The following is a 15,482-nucleotide window of genomic DNA, read 5'->3' as shown; positions in this document are numbered from 1 at the left end:
ACATTTTTTGTTGAAATAAAACAATATTCTTGCTATACTTTCAGAAACGATCCTAGATCGGATAATTAACAAGGAGGAGTTTTATGAGAAAAATCATCACCCTCGTCATTATCGCCCTTTTTATTACTGGCTCAATGGTGTTTGCCAGTGATGCCCTGGTTTTGCCAGCCCATGTGGGCCGTGTGTATGTCACCAATTCCTATGCCTTTGCCAATGGTGCATATGATCAGGATGGCAAGTACGAATCCTATGAATCCGGAGAGGGGGCATTTAAGGCCTACAACCTAGGCTTTGCCCTTGAGTACGGCGTCAACGATTGGATTTCCGCCGCAATTCAGTGGGCTCCCGGTTGGAACCTTTGGTCCGACATGGATATGCCCTCATTAGACGCAAACATTAACGGAGTCTACGATATCTTTGTCGGCGCTAAGATCCAGATCCTCGGCGAAAAGGCTCCCGTTCAGGATTCCCGTTTCCGTTTTGCCGTTGCTCCGGGGGTCAAAATTCCACTACCCGCCACGGATATGGAAGAACAATTTAAAAATGCTATGAAAGGCGATGCGGTTACCGTGGCTAACCTGGATAAACATCTCTTTGCCGTAGGGGGCCGTCTCTATTTCGACTACATCATAAACAAGCTGTTCTTTGCCAACCTCTACAGTGAACTCGTCTATTACCCAACCGAAGGTAAGGTTTCTGAATCGTCTTTATCACTCTATAATCCTACAAAAGATAAAATAAACTACGGCTATAAACTTACCCTGGAAGCGGAACCCCACTTCGAAACCCTTATTGACCAGGGCCTTAAAATGAGTGCAGGCCTTCCTATTACCTATATCACTACTCCCGATGTTAAAATCGATGGTGACAAAGTAAAGGATACGGCAACAGCTTCTCTGACCCTGGGTCCCAACGCATCAATCTTCTTCCTGAACACTTTGCTGCCGGTCGAACTACAATTGGGTTATACGTTCCCAGTCTATGGCAAAAACACATCCGCCACACAGGCTCTGACATTACAAGCAAAGGTATATTTTAAGCTCTAAATTCCTCCTTGCTATAAAACCTTTTAGAGGTTAGCCGGCCACCTTTGCTCCACCAAAGGTGGCCGGTTTTGTATCAGTAATAATTACTCTCATCGAGTAATTATTACACACTATGTGCATAATAATAATAAAAATAGGGATTGTCAAGCCTTTACAACAATACTAAGGTTCTTGTCTCTGTTTGGGCTGTACATATTGCTTGATAATCTGTAAGCTTCCCGTAAAGAGAGAAGTGATAAAAGTATCATCAAAATTGCTAAAAATCCCCTTATAGGAAATTGATGCAGCTGCAAGACTGTGGACCATAAAGGTTAAGAGAGCCGCCAGATACTTAGGATCCTCGGAGAATTGCAATGATCCTTCCGCTAAGCCCTGTTGTAATAGATTCGCTATGATGTGCTCAATAGTAAGAAGTGACTGTTCACAGGATACAAATTCTTCACAATCCTTTGGAACAGAACGAGCATTTTCTGTAAAGCTTACAAAAAATTGGAACTTGGCCTGATCTTCAGCCATCATATCCTGATAAGCTTCTATAATATGGCCTAGGCGTTCAAAGGCGGTCCCTTCCTCCTTTGCAATACGGCCAAATATTTGGCTCAGTTCTTTAAGAGCCGCAGCGGTAATTGCTAAGGAGACCTGCTCTTTGCTGTTAAAATATAAATACACCGTTCGACGACTTAGCTCTGATGAATCGGCTATATCGTTCATGGTAGTATTGGTAAAACCCTTGGTAGAAAATATCCGTTTGGCTCCTTCTAGGATTTCCTCTACCCTTCGTTGTCGTTCTCGGATACGTCGTTCTAGTATTCCCATAATGGGTAATACTAGCATTCTATGATACGTCATGCAAGAAAAATTTAATTTGTTCTGGTTTGCACATCCCATATATACTGGGGTACACCATTTTCATTTCTAAAAACCAGATGAAGCCGATCTTTGAAAAGATCGACATCGAGCCAACCGAACTGCCCCACAGCAATCCACTGGCTCGCAGGGGATACATAAGCAGGCTTTGGATCTGGAATTCCCCCCATGGAACCAACAAGAGCATAGGTTACCCCATTATGGAATAAAAGCTCCTGATAGTGGTTGTGTCCGGAAATAACGAGGGTTACTTTATATTGTTCCAGGAGTGGGGCCACCTTCGCCAGGTTCTGATAATGGTCGTACCAGGGACTCTTATTTGCAGGATCATCGTAGCCCGAGGCATAAAAATAGCTATGGGACAGGACGATAATGGGTTTTGTAGAATCTGCCGCCGCCAGGGTCTTTTCGAGCCAGCGCCGCTGCCGGTTTCCAAAGTTCTCGGTTCCCCAGGGAAGGTTGATCGCCACAATTGTCGCGGCCTTAAGGTTCAGACTCCAATAAAAGGGTGAACCCGAATCGTCCATGATTTCCCGGGGAGCAAAAGCCCTGGTATATAGGTACTGCCCGCCAAAGAGGGCATCATGATTTCCAAGCAGTACCCGCAGGGGCACCTGGGGGATATGGGTCCCCAAATCGGTCAGAGCAGCCTGCCACATCGAAGCCACATTTCCCGTTTCTACCGTATCGCCCAGCATAAAAAAGGCATCGGTTTGGTGTCGAGCTATATTTTTTAGAATGCTGGTTCTGGCCTCTGCATTTGAAGTCTCAGCGCCCCAGTGAGGATCCGAAGTAAAGGAAAGTCTTAAAAGGGGGCTCGCGGTCTCTTCAGCGGAAGATTCAGCGATACGAGCTATGGGCTCAATTCCCTTTTCAGGATTGATGAGCGAGAGCTGGGGTATTTCAAGCTTTCCCAATCTGGGAACAAAAATGAGATACACGAGCAGAGCAACCGACACAAGACTCACCATGGCTGATATCAGCAGAGAGAGCCAATGGAGGGCGGTTCTGAGCCATACAGGGCCAACACGGAATACAAAAAAATATAATATTGCTATTCCCAGTGGCACCAACCCCATAAAAAGCATACCCGTCAGGATCGGGAGTGGATGCCAGGTATAGAGCCCTCCGGTACCCTGGAGGCTAAAATGGTAGAGGTTAAAAACAAGACTCAGGAAGCCCGCAATAAGAGCAGTTGCAAAGGTAATTCTCAGCTGGCGGGAAGCTGCAATCATATCGTTATGATGGTTCATAGACACATGTATACCATACCTTTTCCAATTAGACCAGAAAAATCTAGTTCCATCGTAAAGCATGCTTAACGCTCTCGGCCACCTAAAAAGGCAATGAGAGCGCTTCGACTTGGCTGGCCCGTCCGTTTCAGAAGGGAAGAAACTCGATTCGAAATGGTCCTGACAGAGGCGTTTAATTTCACCGCAATTTCCTTATCGCTCAAGCCCTGCAGCAGTAACTCAAGGACCTCCCTGTCCCGTTCTGTCAGGTTGATGTACGACAGGCGGTCTTCCAAGCTGGTCTGGGTCTTACTGGATGGCACATCATGCGTTCTCAAGGCACGAAGGACCCGCTCTTCTAAACCTTTTTGCTGGCAATCCCGTAATGCCATAAGAGCAAAAAGTTTCGATGTAAGATCATCAATATAAAAGGGCTTCTGTATAAAATCCACCGCACCAGTTCCAAGAGCTCGGGAACGAACTTCGGGTTCCGGATTAGCAGAGATGAAAAGGAAGGGAATAGCATCAAAGCCTGGTATGGAACGGAGCTGTTCACGGAACGCAAGGCCATCCATAGGATGCATCATGACATCGGAAATAATAAGGTCTGGCACGAGCCCTGCATGGATTTTGTTCAGGCCCTCCTGGCCAGAACGGGCGGTATGAACCGTAAGGGCCCGTGAGAGGTTTTCCTGCAAAAAGGTCCGCATATCCTCATCATCCTCTACAATGAGGATGGACTGGGCCTTCGGTGATTTACAATGGGGTTCACAGGAAGATCTTTTTTCGTCGGCCTTGTGTTCATGTCTCTGAGTATCCTGCCAGCATGGGATATGAACCTTAAAACAACTTCCATGACCGATTTCGCTCTGTACAGTTATGGTACCTCCCAGCAGTTTAATAATTTCCGCAGAAAGGGGTAGTCCCAGACCAAAACTTTGTATTCTCGAATCTCTGTTCCCCTGAGATGCAGCATAGCGAGTAAATAGCTTGTGCTGCTGCTCCAGCGGGATCCCCGGTCCAGAATCTTGAATACTCAACACAATATAAGCCGTTTCAGGATCCTCTAGTTGGATCAGGATATAGCCTTCGGGAGGAGTGAATTTGATGGCATTAGAAAGCAGATTCAATACGACCGTTTCAAGCATGACTGGGTCTGTATTAACAAACAATTTGTGATCTCTGCAAGCAGGGTACCGGGACTCAAGCCGGATATGCTTTTTACTTGCCTCTGCAGAGAAGAGTGCCACATAGTTCTGTACAAAATCCTCGAGGTCAACCTGTTGTAAAGCTGGCTGCATCATCCCTGCATCAATTTTCAGCACCTGTAATAATGATTCTGCCAAATGTTTAAGCCGCTCACAATTCCGGCGAATCAGAGAAAAGACCTGGGCATCATGGGCTATGGTTTCACCATAGGAACCTTTCAGAATGGCATCTATCGGGGTGATAATGAGACTGACAGGAGTTCTCAACTCGTGACTAGCGGCGGCTAAAAAACGGGACCGGGTTTCATCCAGTTCCTTAAGATGCATGTTTAATTCTTCCAAGTTTTCTCTGCGCCGGAATTCTCGGGCAAAACGGCGGGCAAGAGCAAGGGATTGAATCAGAATGAAAACAACCTGGGCTAGGGTTACAAGCGATAGCGTCGGGATATACAACCGGGTTAGCAGGATGTCGTTGAGAGAACCAAGCACCAAGATGCTAAAACTAAACAGAAATAATCCAGAATCTTCCTGTTTGGACCGAAGGGCACGAAACAGAACAAAAAAGGTGAGCACAAACAATAGAACCCAATAAAACTGGATTATGATAAGGGTTTTGATAAAACAGGGAATGGACAGCCCAAGTACACCAAGGCTTGCCAGGATTCCCAGCCCAACACCGCACCAGGTTAACCACCGCGGCCAGGGGTAAGGGCCAAAAAGAACAGAAAAAAACAGAATATAGAGGGGAGCCACGACATAGAGACTCAGATATTCCAGCCTAACCAATATATTCCAGGAAATGGATGGAACAACAAGCATAGCGATTTTTTCACTGGTAGTGATCTGGCGAAAGAAAAAAGCGAGGCATATGAGAGAAAACAACAGGAGGGCCCGATCAGTCCGACGATACATAAAGAGGACCAGATAAAAAAGAAACACAAGGATAAAAATACCCGCAATGGACGAATCTCGAATAACATTCCAGTCTCGAAGGCCCAGTATCTGGTCAGCCCTTCCGAGAAGGACCTGTCCCCAGATACCACCCCCATTGGTATCCTCAAAGTTAGAGACCTCTATGGTAAGTTTTATCCGAGGGGACATAGCCTCAGGCAGGACGATATACAAGGGTGCCACCATCGGTACATGGGTATCTGGTCTTGTACCAAAAATGCCGCGCTGAGCGACCAGCCTGTCATCAATATAAACAGCACAGGCGGTTCCGATTTCACCGATCCTCAGCATCAGGGGTGCCGGGGACTCTGGAGAGGATTTTGCCTGCACCTCACCAAGATCTACAATCCGTTCATAGCGGCCAATCCCAAGGGAAGTTACCTCCCTTTGATGGCCAAGCTGCTTGTTATAGAAGGTCCAGTTCATAGGAACCGAGACTGAATCGAATTCCACTGCCGGTGCGGTTTCATGTTCCCGAAATGAAAAGGCCCAGCCATCCCGCAAGGATTGTACCGGTTCTGCCTGGAGTGAACCGCAGAGAATGAAGAAACCCAATAAAACAGAAAGCATTCGTAACATGCATATATAGTACCATAGATTGATGGATATTTTAGATATTTTTATAAAGCACCAGGGGAGTAAAACTACTCTGGTACCGGGAAATTTTTCCTGGTTGGCAGAACTGCCTTCTGGCCCCATCCTGTACCGGTACTAAACACGAAGGAGGTCCTTGATGAAACAAGGTTCACTGGTAAAACTTTTTATGGCTATGGGCTTTGGTATCGCCCTGGTACTCGTATCCTGTACCTCGCCCTTTACCGACCTGGCCGCACCAGCAGCAGGAGAAGCAGATGTAGAACTCTCCCGGGCAGTTACCAATCTGGCACTTACATCGATTACTCCAGCGGCTAATAGCACCGATATATCCATTGGTCAGCCTGTCATTATCACTTTTAATACCACAATTGTGCCGACATCAGTGCCTGCTTCCTTTATTACTCTGAAGGACACAGCAAGCGGGACTACCGTAGCAGGCCGTCTCATTGTAGATGGAAGCAAGACCAAAGTGTATTACCATCCCATTTTTAAAACCACCGCCGAAGGCAGCGGCAGTTCTGCAACCATCCGTATATCGGGGCCTAAACAGGGCAGAACCTACCAGATTACCATAAATGGAACAATAACAGCTGAAAATGGGACCAAACTCACGGTTAACCAGAGCCGAACCTACACCTGTGCAAATCTGGACTTTGGGATCTGGTGGTTCAGCGATAATGGCGAAGCGCAAAAATATTTACCGGGAGTTCCAAACCAGTTTTACAATGCTTCCAAACCTGTTGTCCTTTATGTGCATGGCTGGCAGAAAGGGAGTGTTACCAACAACTACTGGCGGGAGAACCCCTATTTATGGAACGATAAATATACAAGCAATGTAAATACCGGTACCTATTGGAAACAGAAGGGATACAATCTGGGCGTATTCTATTGGGATCAGTTTGCCGATGAGGACGAGGTAAAGGATGCGGAAGCCAAGATATGGGTGGGCAACAACGGCCTGAAACAGATGCGGTATAAGCTTTCCAATGGAACCTATGTTGCCTACAGCACCACCAAGAGTGCCGCTGACCTCCTCTACGATGCCTATGTTCAGGCCGTAAGTTCCAATACCTCGGGTTATATCCGCCTGGTGGGCCATTCCCTGGGAAACCAGATGGCTACGGTCCTTACCTATAAGGTCGCTTCAGCTGCAAAGAGCGGCAGTCTTGCTTCATCCTTAGTACCTAAACGGGTGTACCTGGCGGACCCCTTCTGGAACAAGGACGGAAAAACCTATCTGGGTGGCAAGTGGACCGGCGAAGTGTGCCGAACCTATATCAATTATGCTATTTCCAACTTTGGGACCATCGTGGAACAATCTAAGTCTACCGCCATTGGAGGCTACCTTGTAGGGGATGAAAATGTAGACATGCGAAAAATGACCGCCTTCTTCCGGATCTGGCCCGACTTTATTTCCCTGACCGACGCGGCATTACAGCATTCCTATGCGGTCCTCTGGTACATGTGGTCCATGGGAGGCTCGGTCCAGACCCAGAACGGCAGTCTCGGCGCCGCCGCTGCGGACAGTACGGTAAAATCGATGATGAATTACGGAAAAACATCCTACTATTACTGGTACAGCGAAGGAAGCGGCAACAATACCAGCACACCCTTCGACGACAGTTATATCCGAGCTTCCGGAGTGAGCACCTGGTAGCATTAGGGAAGGAAAGCCTGTTCCGGAAAGCGGAGTGCAGAGCTGAGAGACCGGTACGTTCACAAGCCCCGGGGACTACACCCTGGGGCAATTGTATACGGATTTGCTTGATATTTTTCAACTATTATGCTATATTCAAGATAAAGCTATATAAGATGGACTCTATGCAAATGAGGCAGAGGAGTTCATCAACCTAAACAAAGGAGGCAAGCCATGAATGGAACCATGAAGTACCGTCCCCTGGGGAAAACAGGGATCACGGTGAGCGAAATCGGTATGGGACTCTGGGCCGCAGGGGGAGATGCATGGGGAAAAACAGAGGATGATGAAGTCCTGCGGGCTATCGATTATGCCCTGGACCATGGGGTCACCTTCTTCGATACCGCCGACGTCTACGGGAACGGCCACAGCGAGGAACTCTTGGGCAAGGCCATGAAGGGCCGGCGGGATAAGTTTATTGTGGCGACCAAGATTGGCTGGCGGGGTTTTGACGGCGAAAAGGGACAGAGCGCCTACACCACCGTAGAAAGTTTTATAGCCGGCGTCGAAAGCAACCTGAAGCGGCTCGAGACCGATTATATTGATGTGATGCAGAGTCATATTGATTTCCGGGACCCTACGATGGAGGTGTTCCTGGAGGGGTTCCAGAAACTGAAGCAGGCCGGGAAAATCCGCGCCTATGGGGTCAGCACGAGCAATTTTGAATACCTGAAGGCCTTCAACCATAACGGTAAGGCAAACACCATCCAGATTGATTACAGCATCCTGAACCGGACGAGCGAACAGGAGATCCTGCCCTACTGCCGCGAGCAGGGCCTGGGGGTGATTATCCGCGGAGCCATTGCCATGGGCATCCTGGCGGGAAAATTTACCGCTGAAACCCGCTTTGGCGAGGGGGATTTCCGGCGCCGCTGGCATGACAACCCCGAAGAATATCAGGTCTTCCTTAAGGATCTGGAAAAGGTAGAAGCCCTCCGTAAACTCCAGCGGCCTGACCGGTCCCTGGCAACGGTGGCTCTCCAGTTTGTGCTGGCACACCCTGCGGTCTCAACGGTCATCCCCGGCATTAAGACCGTAGCCCAAATGGAGGCTAACCTTAAGGCAGCCCAACTGCCGCCCCTCAACCAGGAAGAGCTGAGCCTGATCGATCACATTGTGCCCCCCGGCGGCGGCCGCAAGATCTGGCCAGCCTGATACCACCTCGCAAGATATGGCCAGCCTGAGAAAAATGTGGCATACTGGCAGAGGGGTATAGTTTGATGAACGGACCGATACTTCTGGTACTTGCCGCAGGCATGGGAAGCCGTTATGGGGGACTTAAGCAGATGGATGGCCTGGGCCCCCATGGCGAAACCCTCCTCGATTTTTCTATTTATGATGCACTCCTGGCGGGATTTTCGAAGGTAGTCTTTATTATCCGCAAAGCCATAGAACAGGATTTTACCGAACAGGTCCTGTCCCGGTTCCGCCACCATATCGAATGCAGTATTGTATTTCAGGACCTGGATAACCTCATACGACCGGACCTGGCGGCCTTTGCGGCTCCCGAAGGGCGGACCAAGCCCTGGGGAACTACCCATGCGGTCCTCTGTGCCCGGGAGGTCCTTGACCGGCCCTTTGGGGTCATCAATGCGGACGACTTCTACGGCCGCGAAGCCTTTGCCGCCATGGGGAGCTTTTTGTCCGATCCGGAACAAGAGAAGTACCGCGATGCTGCCCTGGTGGTTTATCCCTTACAGGCTACCCTGACCGAAGCGGGTTCAGTAGCCCGCGGTGTTTGCACGATAGAAAAGGGCTTACTGCGCACCATTTCGGAGCACACCAAGATTGAACAGGTTGATGAACGGATCCTGAGCCATCTGGATTCGGGAGAGGATGTGATACTGCCTCCTGATGTGGGGGTTTCCATGAACTTCTGGGGCTTAAAACCGGAATTGCTTTCGGACCTGACCGATTATTTTGCCGATTTTATAAAAGCCCATGGCCGGGACCCCAAAAAGGAGTGTTACCTCCCCTCAGCCATGGACTACCTTATTAGGGAACGGAACCTGACAGTCCATGCCCTGGAAACCCAAGCCCAGTGGTTCGGCGTCACCTACCGGGAGGACCGGGAAAAAGCCGCTGATCGGATCCGGAGCCTTATCGCAGAAGGGCTGTATCCTGATAATTTATGGGAACACCAGAGATAGGTCGATGCATCGGGATTTCTAGTTATATGACACCCCTACCACAAGATGATGTGTATCGACTTGTATCCTCAGGCCTCGTTCTGTCATTTCCACGGTTCCATGACCAGATAGGATTGTGGCTTCACCGCTCACTGCTAGTAATAAAACAGACCAACGATGTAGATCCCCTTTGGCGCTTATATTATAGATTCCAGCATTCTTATGTATCGTAATGGAAGCAGCAGGTGTTCCTGAATGATCTGGGATTATAACCTTTGCTTCCTTGTTATCTTCAAGTTGGTATACTTCGAACTCAACATCCTCGGTATATGAATAATCAGGCCGGGTATCTACTGATCCAATAGGCAATATCGTATGGGGTCGTACAAGAAGGGGTAGCTCATGATAAGTACAGGCAGTTTCAATCCAGCAAGGTCCTTCTATAACTTCGTTCCTGAATCGATTAGTCCATCTTCCTGCAGGAACATACAATGTAACTCGCCCGGAAGAAGTAGAAATTGGAACTACCAGAAGTGCATCGCCTAACATATACTGCAGATCAATATAGGTACAATTTGGATCCTCCGGGAATTCTACTATCATTGGACGAAGCATAGAAATACCGGTGGTATGGGCCTCAACCGCTTTTTGATAAAGATAGGGCATAAGCCGGCATTTTAAACGAGTAAATTCCCGTGCCACCGTAACTGCTTCTTCATCAAACAACCAAGGAACACGATAAGAACTTGACCCATGAAGCCGGCTTAAGGGAGACAAAAGACCGAATGCAAGCCAACGTTTATAGAGGTCCGATGGGGGCATCCCTTCAAAACCACCAATATCATGACTCCAAAAACCAAAGCCGCTTAGGGCGAGTGAAAGACCGCCCCGTAATGTTTCTGCCATGGCCTCATAGGTTGATTCACAGTCACCTCCCCAGTGTGCAGGGAATCGCTGACTTCCTACAGTAGCAGAACGGGCAAAAAGCACCGCTTTACCGTTTCCTTTTTTTTGCTCTAGTACCTGGAAAACACATTTATTATATAAAAACGTATAATAGTTATGCATCTTGATAGGATCAGATCCATCAAAGTATACTACATCCGTGGGAATCCGCTCGCCAAAATCGGTTTTAAAACAATCAACCCCCATATCAATGAGGCTGCTCAATTTTTCCTGAAACCATTGGGTTGCAGCAGGATTAGTAAAATCGATGATTCCCATTCCTGCCTGCCACATATCGGTTTGCCAAATATCACCATTCGGTTTTTTAAGTAAAAAGTTGTGTTGGACTGCTTCATCAAAGAGTGGTGACCGTTGTGCCACATAGGGATTAATCCATACACAGATAGAAAGCCCCTGCTGTTTAAGTCGATGAAGCATACCCTTTGGATCAGGAAAAGTACGATTATCCCACTGCAGGTCGATCCATTGGTATTCTCGCATCCAGAAACAATCAAAGTGGAATACTCGAAGTGGAATTTCTCGCGCTTTCATCCCATCTATAAAAGATTGCACGGTCTTTTCATCATAGGAAGTGGTAAAGGAAGTGGTAAGCCATAATCCGAAAGCCCAGGGTGGAGGTAAAGCAGGCCTTCCAGTAAGTAGGGTATATTTAGAAAGGATTTCCTTTGGCGTTGGACCATAAATTAAATAATATTCAATAGTCTCACCGGGAACACTGAATTGCAGTCGACTCGTTTTTTCTGAAGCGATCTCAAAAGAGACCTTATTGGTTGCATTAATAAATAGACCATAGCCACGATTTGAAAGACAGAAGGGAATGTTTTTATAAGCCTGTTCACTGGCGGTTCCGCCATCTTCATTCCAAATATCAATAGTTTGTCCATTTTTAACGAGCGGCCCAAATCGTTCTCCAAGACCATAGATCGTTTCTCCAGGAGAAAGCCGAAGGCTATCTACCATATAGGGATATTTTGTATCTACTAACATATATGCTGTGGATTTACTGTCCCAGGAGGTAATGACATCACTATGCCCAAGCACCTCAGCCTTCCATCCCTTAGCTTGTAAATCGACCATAATAGAAAGATTACCTGCCACAAAGTAGGCCCGGGGTGAAGCAGCCTGCCCATTCAAAGCATACTCTTCTTTAGTAGAATCCATACACTTTCCTTGCCAAAGGAGGCGATCCGCAGCTGTAGTTCCTTCCCAATATACCTGAGGGATATAGGGATTTCCGTTATTCTGAGTATTGGCTTCATGTTCGTTGGTTTTATTGATGGTTTCTATTTCTGGATTCCCTGTTGAATAGAGTTCATAATGAGGCCCCCGATCCTTGGTCCCTCGAAAATGCTCTACCCGTACTCGTATTACATCTTGCATAGGTGATGAATAAGAAATGGTAAGAAGAGTACCATTAAGAGTATCGCCTCGGTGGTTTATCTGTTTTGTTGGGGCATATATGATAAGTGATGGGCGGCCTTGTTCATCAAGCCCTTCTTCTACATCAAATGCAACCGTTGCATATGAAGCTTGTACATTATCACGAAGCAGCCAATATCCATTGGTAAATTTCATTTAAGGCTCCCAGCAGTGATTCCCTTAGTAAGGGTCCGTTGAAATATAAAAAAGAAAATAAGACATGGTAATATGCCTAACAACGCTGACGCACTTGCCATAGTAGCGTCCATATTATGTTGCCCTTGAGTTACAGAAATAGCTATAGGAACTGTTTGTCGATTATTAGAAATTAGTAATATAAGTGGTAAGAAAAACTCATTCCAAGTCCATATGAAGAAGAATGTAAACAAAACAGATAAGGTTGGCATACTTATCGGAGCAACAATATGAAAAAGAGTAGTTGTTTTTGTACATCCATCTACTTCAGCTGCTTCCAGCAATTCTCGAGGAAAAGATGCATAAACTGAACTTAATAAATAGGTTCCAAAGGCACTTTGTATAACAGAAAATACAAGTATTACCGCAATTTGCCGATCATATATTTTTAAAAGTTTTGCAAGATAATACAGAGGATATACAAGAGCCTCGTGAGGAAGCGTATTTGCTACTACAAACAAAACAAGTAATATAGTTCTACCTTTTATACGACCTATTCCCAAGGCATACGCGTTAAGAAGTGATATTCCTACAGCAATAATGGCTACTGCAAGACTAATAGAAAAGCTATTCATCAATTTGTTTGTAAAATCGACTCGTAGCCAGAAATTACTAATTCCTTGAAATGAAAATGGTGAAGGCCATACAAGGGGGCCTCGTTGTGCATAATCGACTGGGGTTTTAAATGCATTTAGAAAAACTATATAAAAAGGAAATAACATGATGAGCACAATAAAAGCAATTAAAATAAATGCCCCAATTTTTTCCCATTGTTCAAATAAGCGTTTCGAATGATTCATCAGTATTCACCTACTCCTTCATGCTTCATTTGTACACTTATAAATATAGCTGTTAATATAAAAATAATAGCAGTCATAATTGAAGAGATTGCCGCACCATAACCTACATTTGCCTTTTCAAAAAAGTTTTGATATGCAAAATAAGAAGGCACTAATGTGGCTGTCCCTGGACCACCTCTCGTTAAAACATAGATTTGAGCAAACAGCTTCAGTGCATAAATTGTTGTTGTAAGTACAACAACTAATATTTCTGGCCTTATAATAAATATGGATATAAAAAAACGTCGCAACCATCCAGCACCATCTATTTGAGCAGCTTCCAGGATTTGAGGATCTATTCGCTGTAGTGCTGACATACAAATAACAAGTGGATAACCAATCTGAAACCATACCATAATACCCATTACTGATGGCAAAGCGCTTGTCGGATCTCCTAACCAATTACGTGTTAAATTATCGAGCCCAATTGTTCGTAAAATCATATTTAGTGCACCATATGTTGGATCAAGAATCCATCCCCAAACAATACCTGCAATCGCAACAGGTAGTATCTGTGGTAGATATATAGCGCTTCTGATAATTGCAATATTCTTTTGTCCAAAATGAGGGATCCCAAAATCAAAAAGGAAGACCGCAAGAAGCAATCCAAGAATGGTCGGTATTACTGTAACTGCTAAAATCATTATAATATTATTTTTAAAAGAAGCCCAAAATACCGTATCAGTTATTGCTTTTCTATAATTTGAAAAACCAACCCATTGAGGTAAACCTACACCATTCCATTTAGTACAGCTAATAAACAAATTCATACCAAACGGTAAAAATACAACTAGGATAAGAAGAACTACTCCCGGTATTAGGAAATAACTATAACCTTTTCTTCCAAAATTCATATTATGCCTTTGCCGTCTGCATCAATAATAAAATGGAGAATCTCTTTATAGATTCTCCATTCCTATGTGTTTCAAACAATTAAAATAACATCACCTATTTTTATTTCTTAATATATTATTGTGCTTTATTTTCATTATATGACTTTTCAAGAGCTTCTAAGAATTGAGGAATTGTTTTAGTTTCTCCCATTAATTCTTGAATAGTAGCTACAAGGGTATCGTAATAACCAGCGGCTGGCCAATCAGGATAAAACGCTAGCCCATCATTTTTATTAATTGTATCAAAGCCTTCTACTAGTTCTTTTATTTTTTGATCTGTTATTTTAGAAATATCTGCATTTACCGGGATTCCACCTGCATTAGCCAATATTGTTTGTATTTCTGGCGAAAGTGTTATATCTATAAAATCATAAGCAAGATCTTTATTCTTAGATTTTGAAGATATAACCCAAATATTACCACCAGAACCAGGATGCAGGGTATTTCCTGGGAACGAAAAAATACCCCACTCAAAGTTTTTAATTTCATTCATGAAACGGCCATACCACCAACTACCAGAAATCATGATAGGATAATTACCATTTGTAAATGCAACTCCCATATTTTCAGCTTTCATACTGATGGAATCCTTGCCTATATATCCTTTTCTGACCCACTCTAAAAGACGTTGTGCACCAAAAGTCATTTCGGGTCCTTTAAAAGAAACATTACCTTTATAGAGTTGATATGCATTGACAAAATTACGATCTGCCTTTGATAGAACTAATTCATAGAATATATGTTGGGCAGGATATTCTGCTCCTGCTACCACAAGAGGTACGACTCCTGCTTTTAAGAACACTGACATAATCTTTTCAAATTCATCTAGCGTCTTGGGTAATTCTAGATTATATTTTTTAAACATATCTTTATTATAATAAACCATTACGTATTCACCGTAATTTGTAACACCATACCATTTATCACCACCCATAATTCCTTGTTCATTATATTTGCAGGTAGTTTGCAAACTTGGACTTAAGATTTTATCCCATCCACGTTTATTAGCCTCATCTGTTAGATCTGCTAATAAACCTTGCTTTGAAAGAAGTCCAGCTGATGCATTACCTTTATTATATTCCATTATATCTGGTGCATCATCAGAATTGAGAACCATACTTGCAGTCTGTCTTATTTGTTCAAACCCTTTATTTTCATAAATAATGGTAACATCGGGATGTTTTTCCTTAAATTTATCCATTGCAACTTTCCAAGCTAAGCCCATTGCACCATTTTCCGATTCATAATGCCAAATTTTTAAGGTCCTCTTTGTTTCTTTAGGTTGCTTATCTCCACAACTAACTAAACTAAGAATACCGATAGTTACCAGCATTCCCAACCCTGTAAGTAGTATCCGTTTCATATCATTTCCTCCCTTTCCATATGTTTTTTGTTGGTCTTATAAAAGACCAACGCTTTTAACTAAATAATTGAACCTTCACAT

The 15,482-nt window shown here is 44.8% G+C and carries 11 protein-coding genes; 4 read left to right on the top strand and 7 right to left on the bottom strand.

What is annotated here, in order from left to right:
• The first annotated feature begins 83 nt into the window (after positions 1 to 83).
• Complete coding sequence (locus SPICA_RS03765) at positions 84 to 1,046, top strand: hypothetical protein (protein WP_013968211.1); 963 nt, start codon at positions 84 to 86, stop codon at positions 1,044 to 1,046.
• A gap of 162 nt (positions 1,047 to 1,208) precedes the next feature.
• On the opposite strand, the gene SPICA_RS14690 is transcribed toward SPICA_RS03765, so the two are convergent.
• The 3 genes from SPICA_RS14690 to SPICA_RS03750 all read right to left on the bottom strand — a co-directional run bounded on the left by SPICA_RS14690 (position 1,209) and on the right by SPICA_RS03750 (position 5,883).
• The gene (locus SPICA_RS14690; protein WP_052296333.1) at positions 1,209 to 1,862 is read right to left on the bottom strand and encodes a TetR/AcrR family transcriptional regulator; all 654 of its coding nucleotides are present in this window, start codon (positions 1,860 to 1,862) and stop codon (positions 1,209 to 1,211) included.
• 44 nt (positions 1,863 to 1,906) lie between these two features.
• Positions 1,907 to 3,166, bottom strand: coding sequence for a metallophosphoesterase family protein (locus tag SPICA_RS03755; protein ID WP_013968209.1), 1,260 nt, complete (start codon positions 3,164 to 3,166; stop codon positions 1,907 to 1,909).
• Positions 3,167 to 3,231: 65 nt separating this feature from the next.
• Complete coding sequence (locus SPICA_RS03750) at positions 3,232 to 5,883, bottom strand: ATP-binding protein (RefSeq protein WP_013968208.1); 2,652 nt, start codon at positions 5,881 to 5,883, stop codon at positions 3,232 to 3,234.
• A 154-nt stretch (positions 5,884 to 6,037) separates the two neighbouring features.
• On the opposite strand from SPICA_RS03750, the gene SPICA_RS03745 reads away from it, so the two are divergent.
• The 3 genes from SPICA_RS03745 (at position 6,038) to SPICA_RS03735 (ending at position 9,747) form a co-directional block, all read left to right on the top strand.
• Complete coding sequence (locus tag SPICA_RS03745) at positions 6,038 to 7,558, top strand: Ig-like domain-containing protein (protein WP_013968207.1); 1,521 nt, start codon at positions 6,038 to 6,040, stop codon at positions 7,556 to 7,558.
• Between the two features lie 213 nt (positions 7,559 to 7,771).
• On the top strand, positions 7,772 to 8,752 hold the full coding sequence (locus tag SPICA_RS03740; protein WP_013968206.1) for an aldo/keto reductase: 981 nt from the start codon (positions 7,772 to 7,774) through the stop codon (positions 8,750 to 8,752).
• Between the two features lie 65 nt (positions 8,753 to 8,817).
• Positions 8,818 to 9,747 carry a nucleotidyltransferase family protein gene (locus SPICA_RS03735; protein ID WP_013968205.1) on the top strand — a complete coding sequence of 310 codons (930 nt, stop codon included), beginning with the start codon at positions 8,818 to 8,820 and terminating at the stop codon, positions 9,745 to 9,747.
• Positions 9,748 to 9,765: 18 nt separating this feature from the next.
• Here the strand turns inward: SPICA_RS03735 and yicI are convergent, their stop codons facing one another.
• The 4 genes from yicI to SPICA_RS03715 all read right to left on the bottom strand — a co-directional run bounded on the left by yicI (position 9,766) and on the right by SPICA_RS03715 (position 15,401).
• Positions 9,766 to 12,267: an alpha-xylosidase gene (gene yicI / locus SPICA_RS03730; protein ID WP_013968204.1), complete on the bottom strand. Its 2,502-nt coding sequence runs from the start codon at positions 12,265 to 12,267 to the stop codon at positions 9,766 to 9,768.
• Positions 12,264 to 13,106, bottom strand: coding sequence for a carbohydrate ABC transporter permease (locus SPICA_RS03725; protein WP_013968203.1), 843 nt, complete (start codon positions 13,104 to 13,106; stop codon positions 12,264 to 12,266). Before SPICA_RS03725 ends, yicI begins: the two co-directional genes overlap by 4 nt.
• Positions 13,106 to 13,915 (bottom strand): carbohydrate ABC transporter permease, encoded by an 810-nt coding sequence (locus SPICA_RS03720; protein WP_215904903.1) that lies wholly within the window; start codon positions 13,913 to 13,915, stop codon positions 13,106 to 13,108. The genes SPICA_RS03725 and SPICA_RS03720 overlap by 1 nt, the downstream gene beginning before the upstream one ends.
• A gap of 199 nt (positions 13,916 to 14,114) precedes the next feature.
• Positions 14,115 to 15,401, bottom strand: coding sequence for an ABC transporter substrate-binding protein (locus SPICA_RS03715; RefSeq protein ID WP_013968201.1), 1,287 nt, complete (start codon positions 15,399 to 15,401; stop codon positions 14,115 to 14,117).
• Positions 15,402 to 15,482 lie beyond the last annotated feature (81 nt).

This window comes from Gracilinema caldarium DSM 7334 (genome assembly GCF_000219725.1).
GTDB classification, from domain to species: Bacteria; Spirochaetota; Spirochaetia; order Treponematales; family Breznakiellaceae; genus Gracilinema; species Gracilinema caldarium.
Note: the sequence above shows the minus strand (reverse complement) of the source record. Positions and strands in the feature narration are given on the sequence as shown.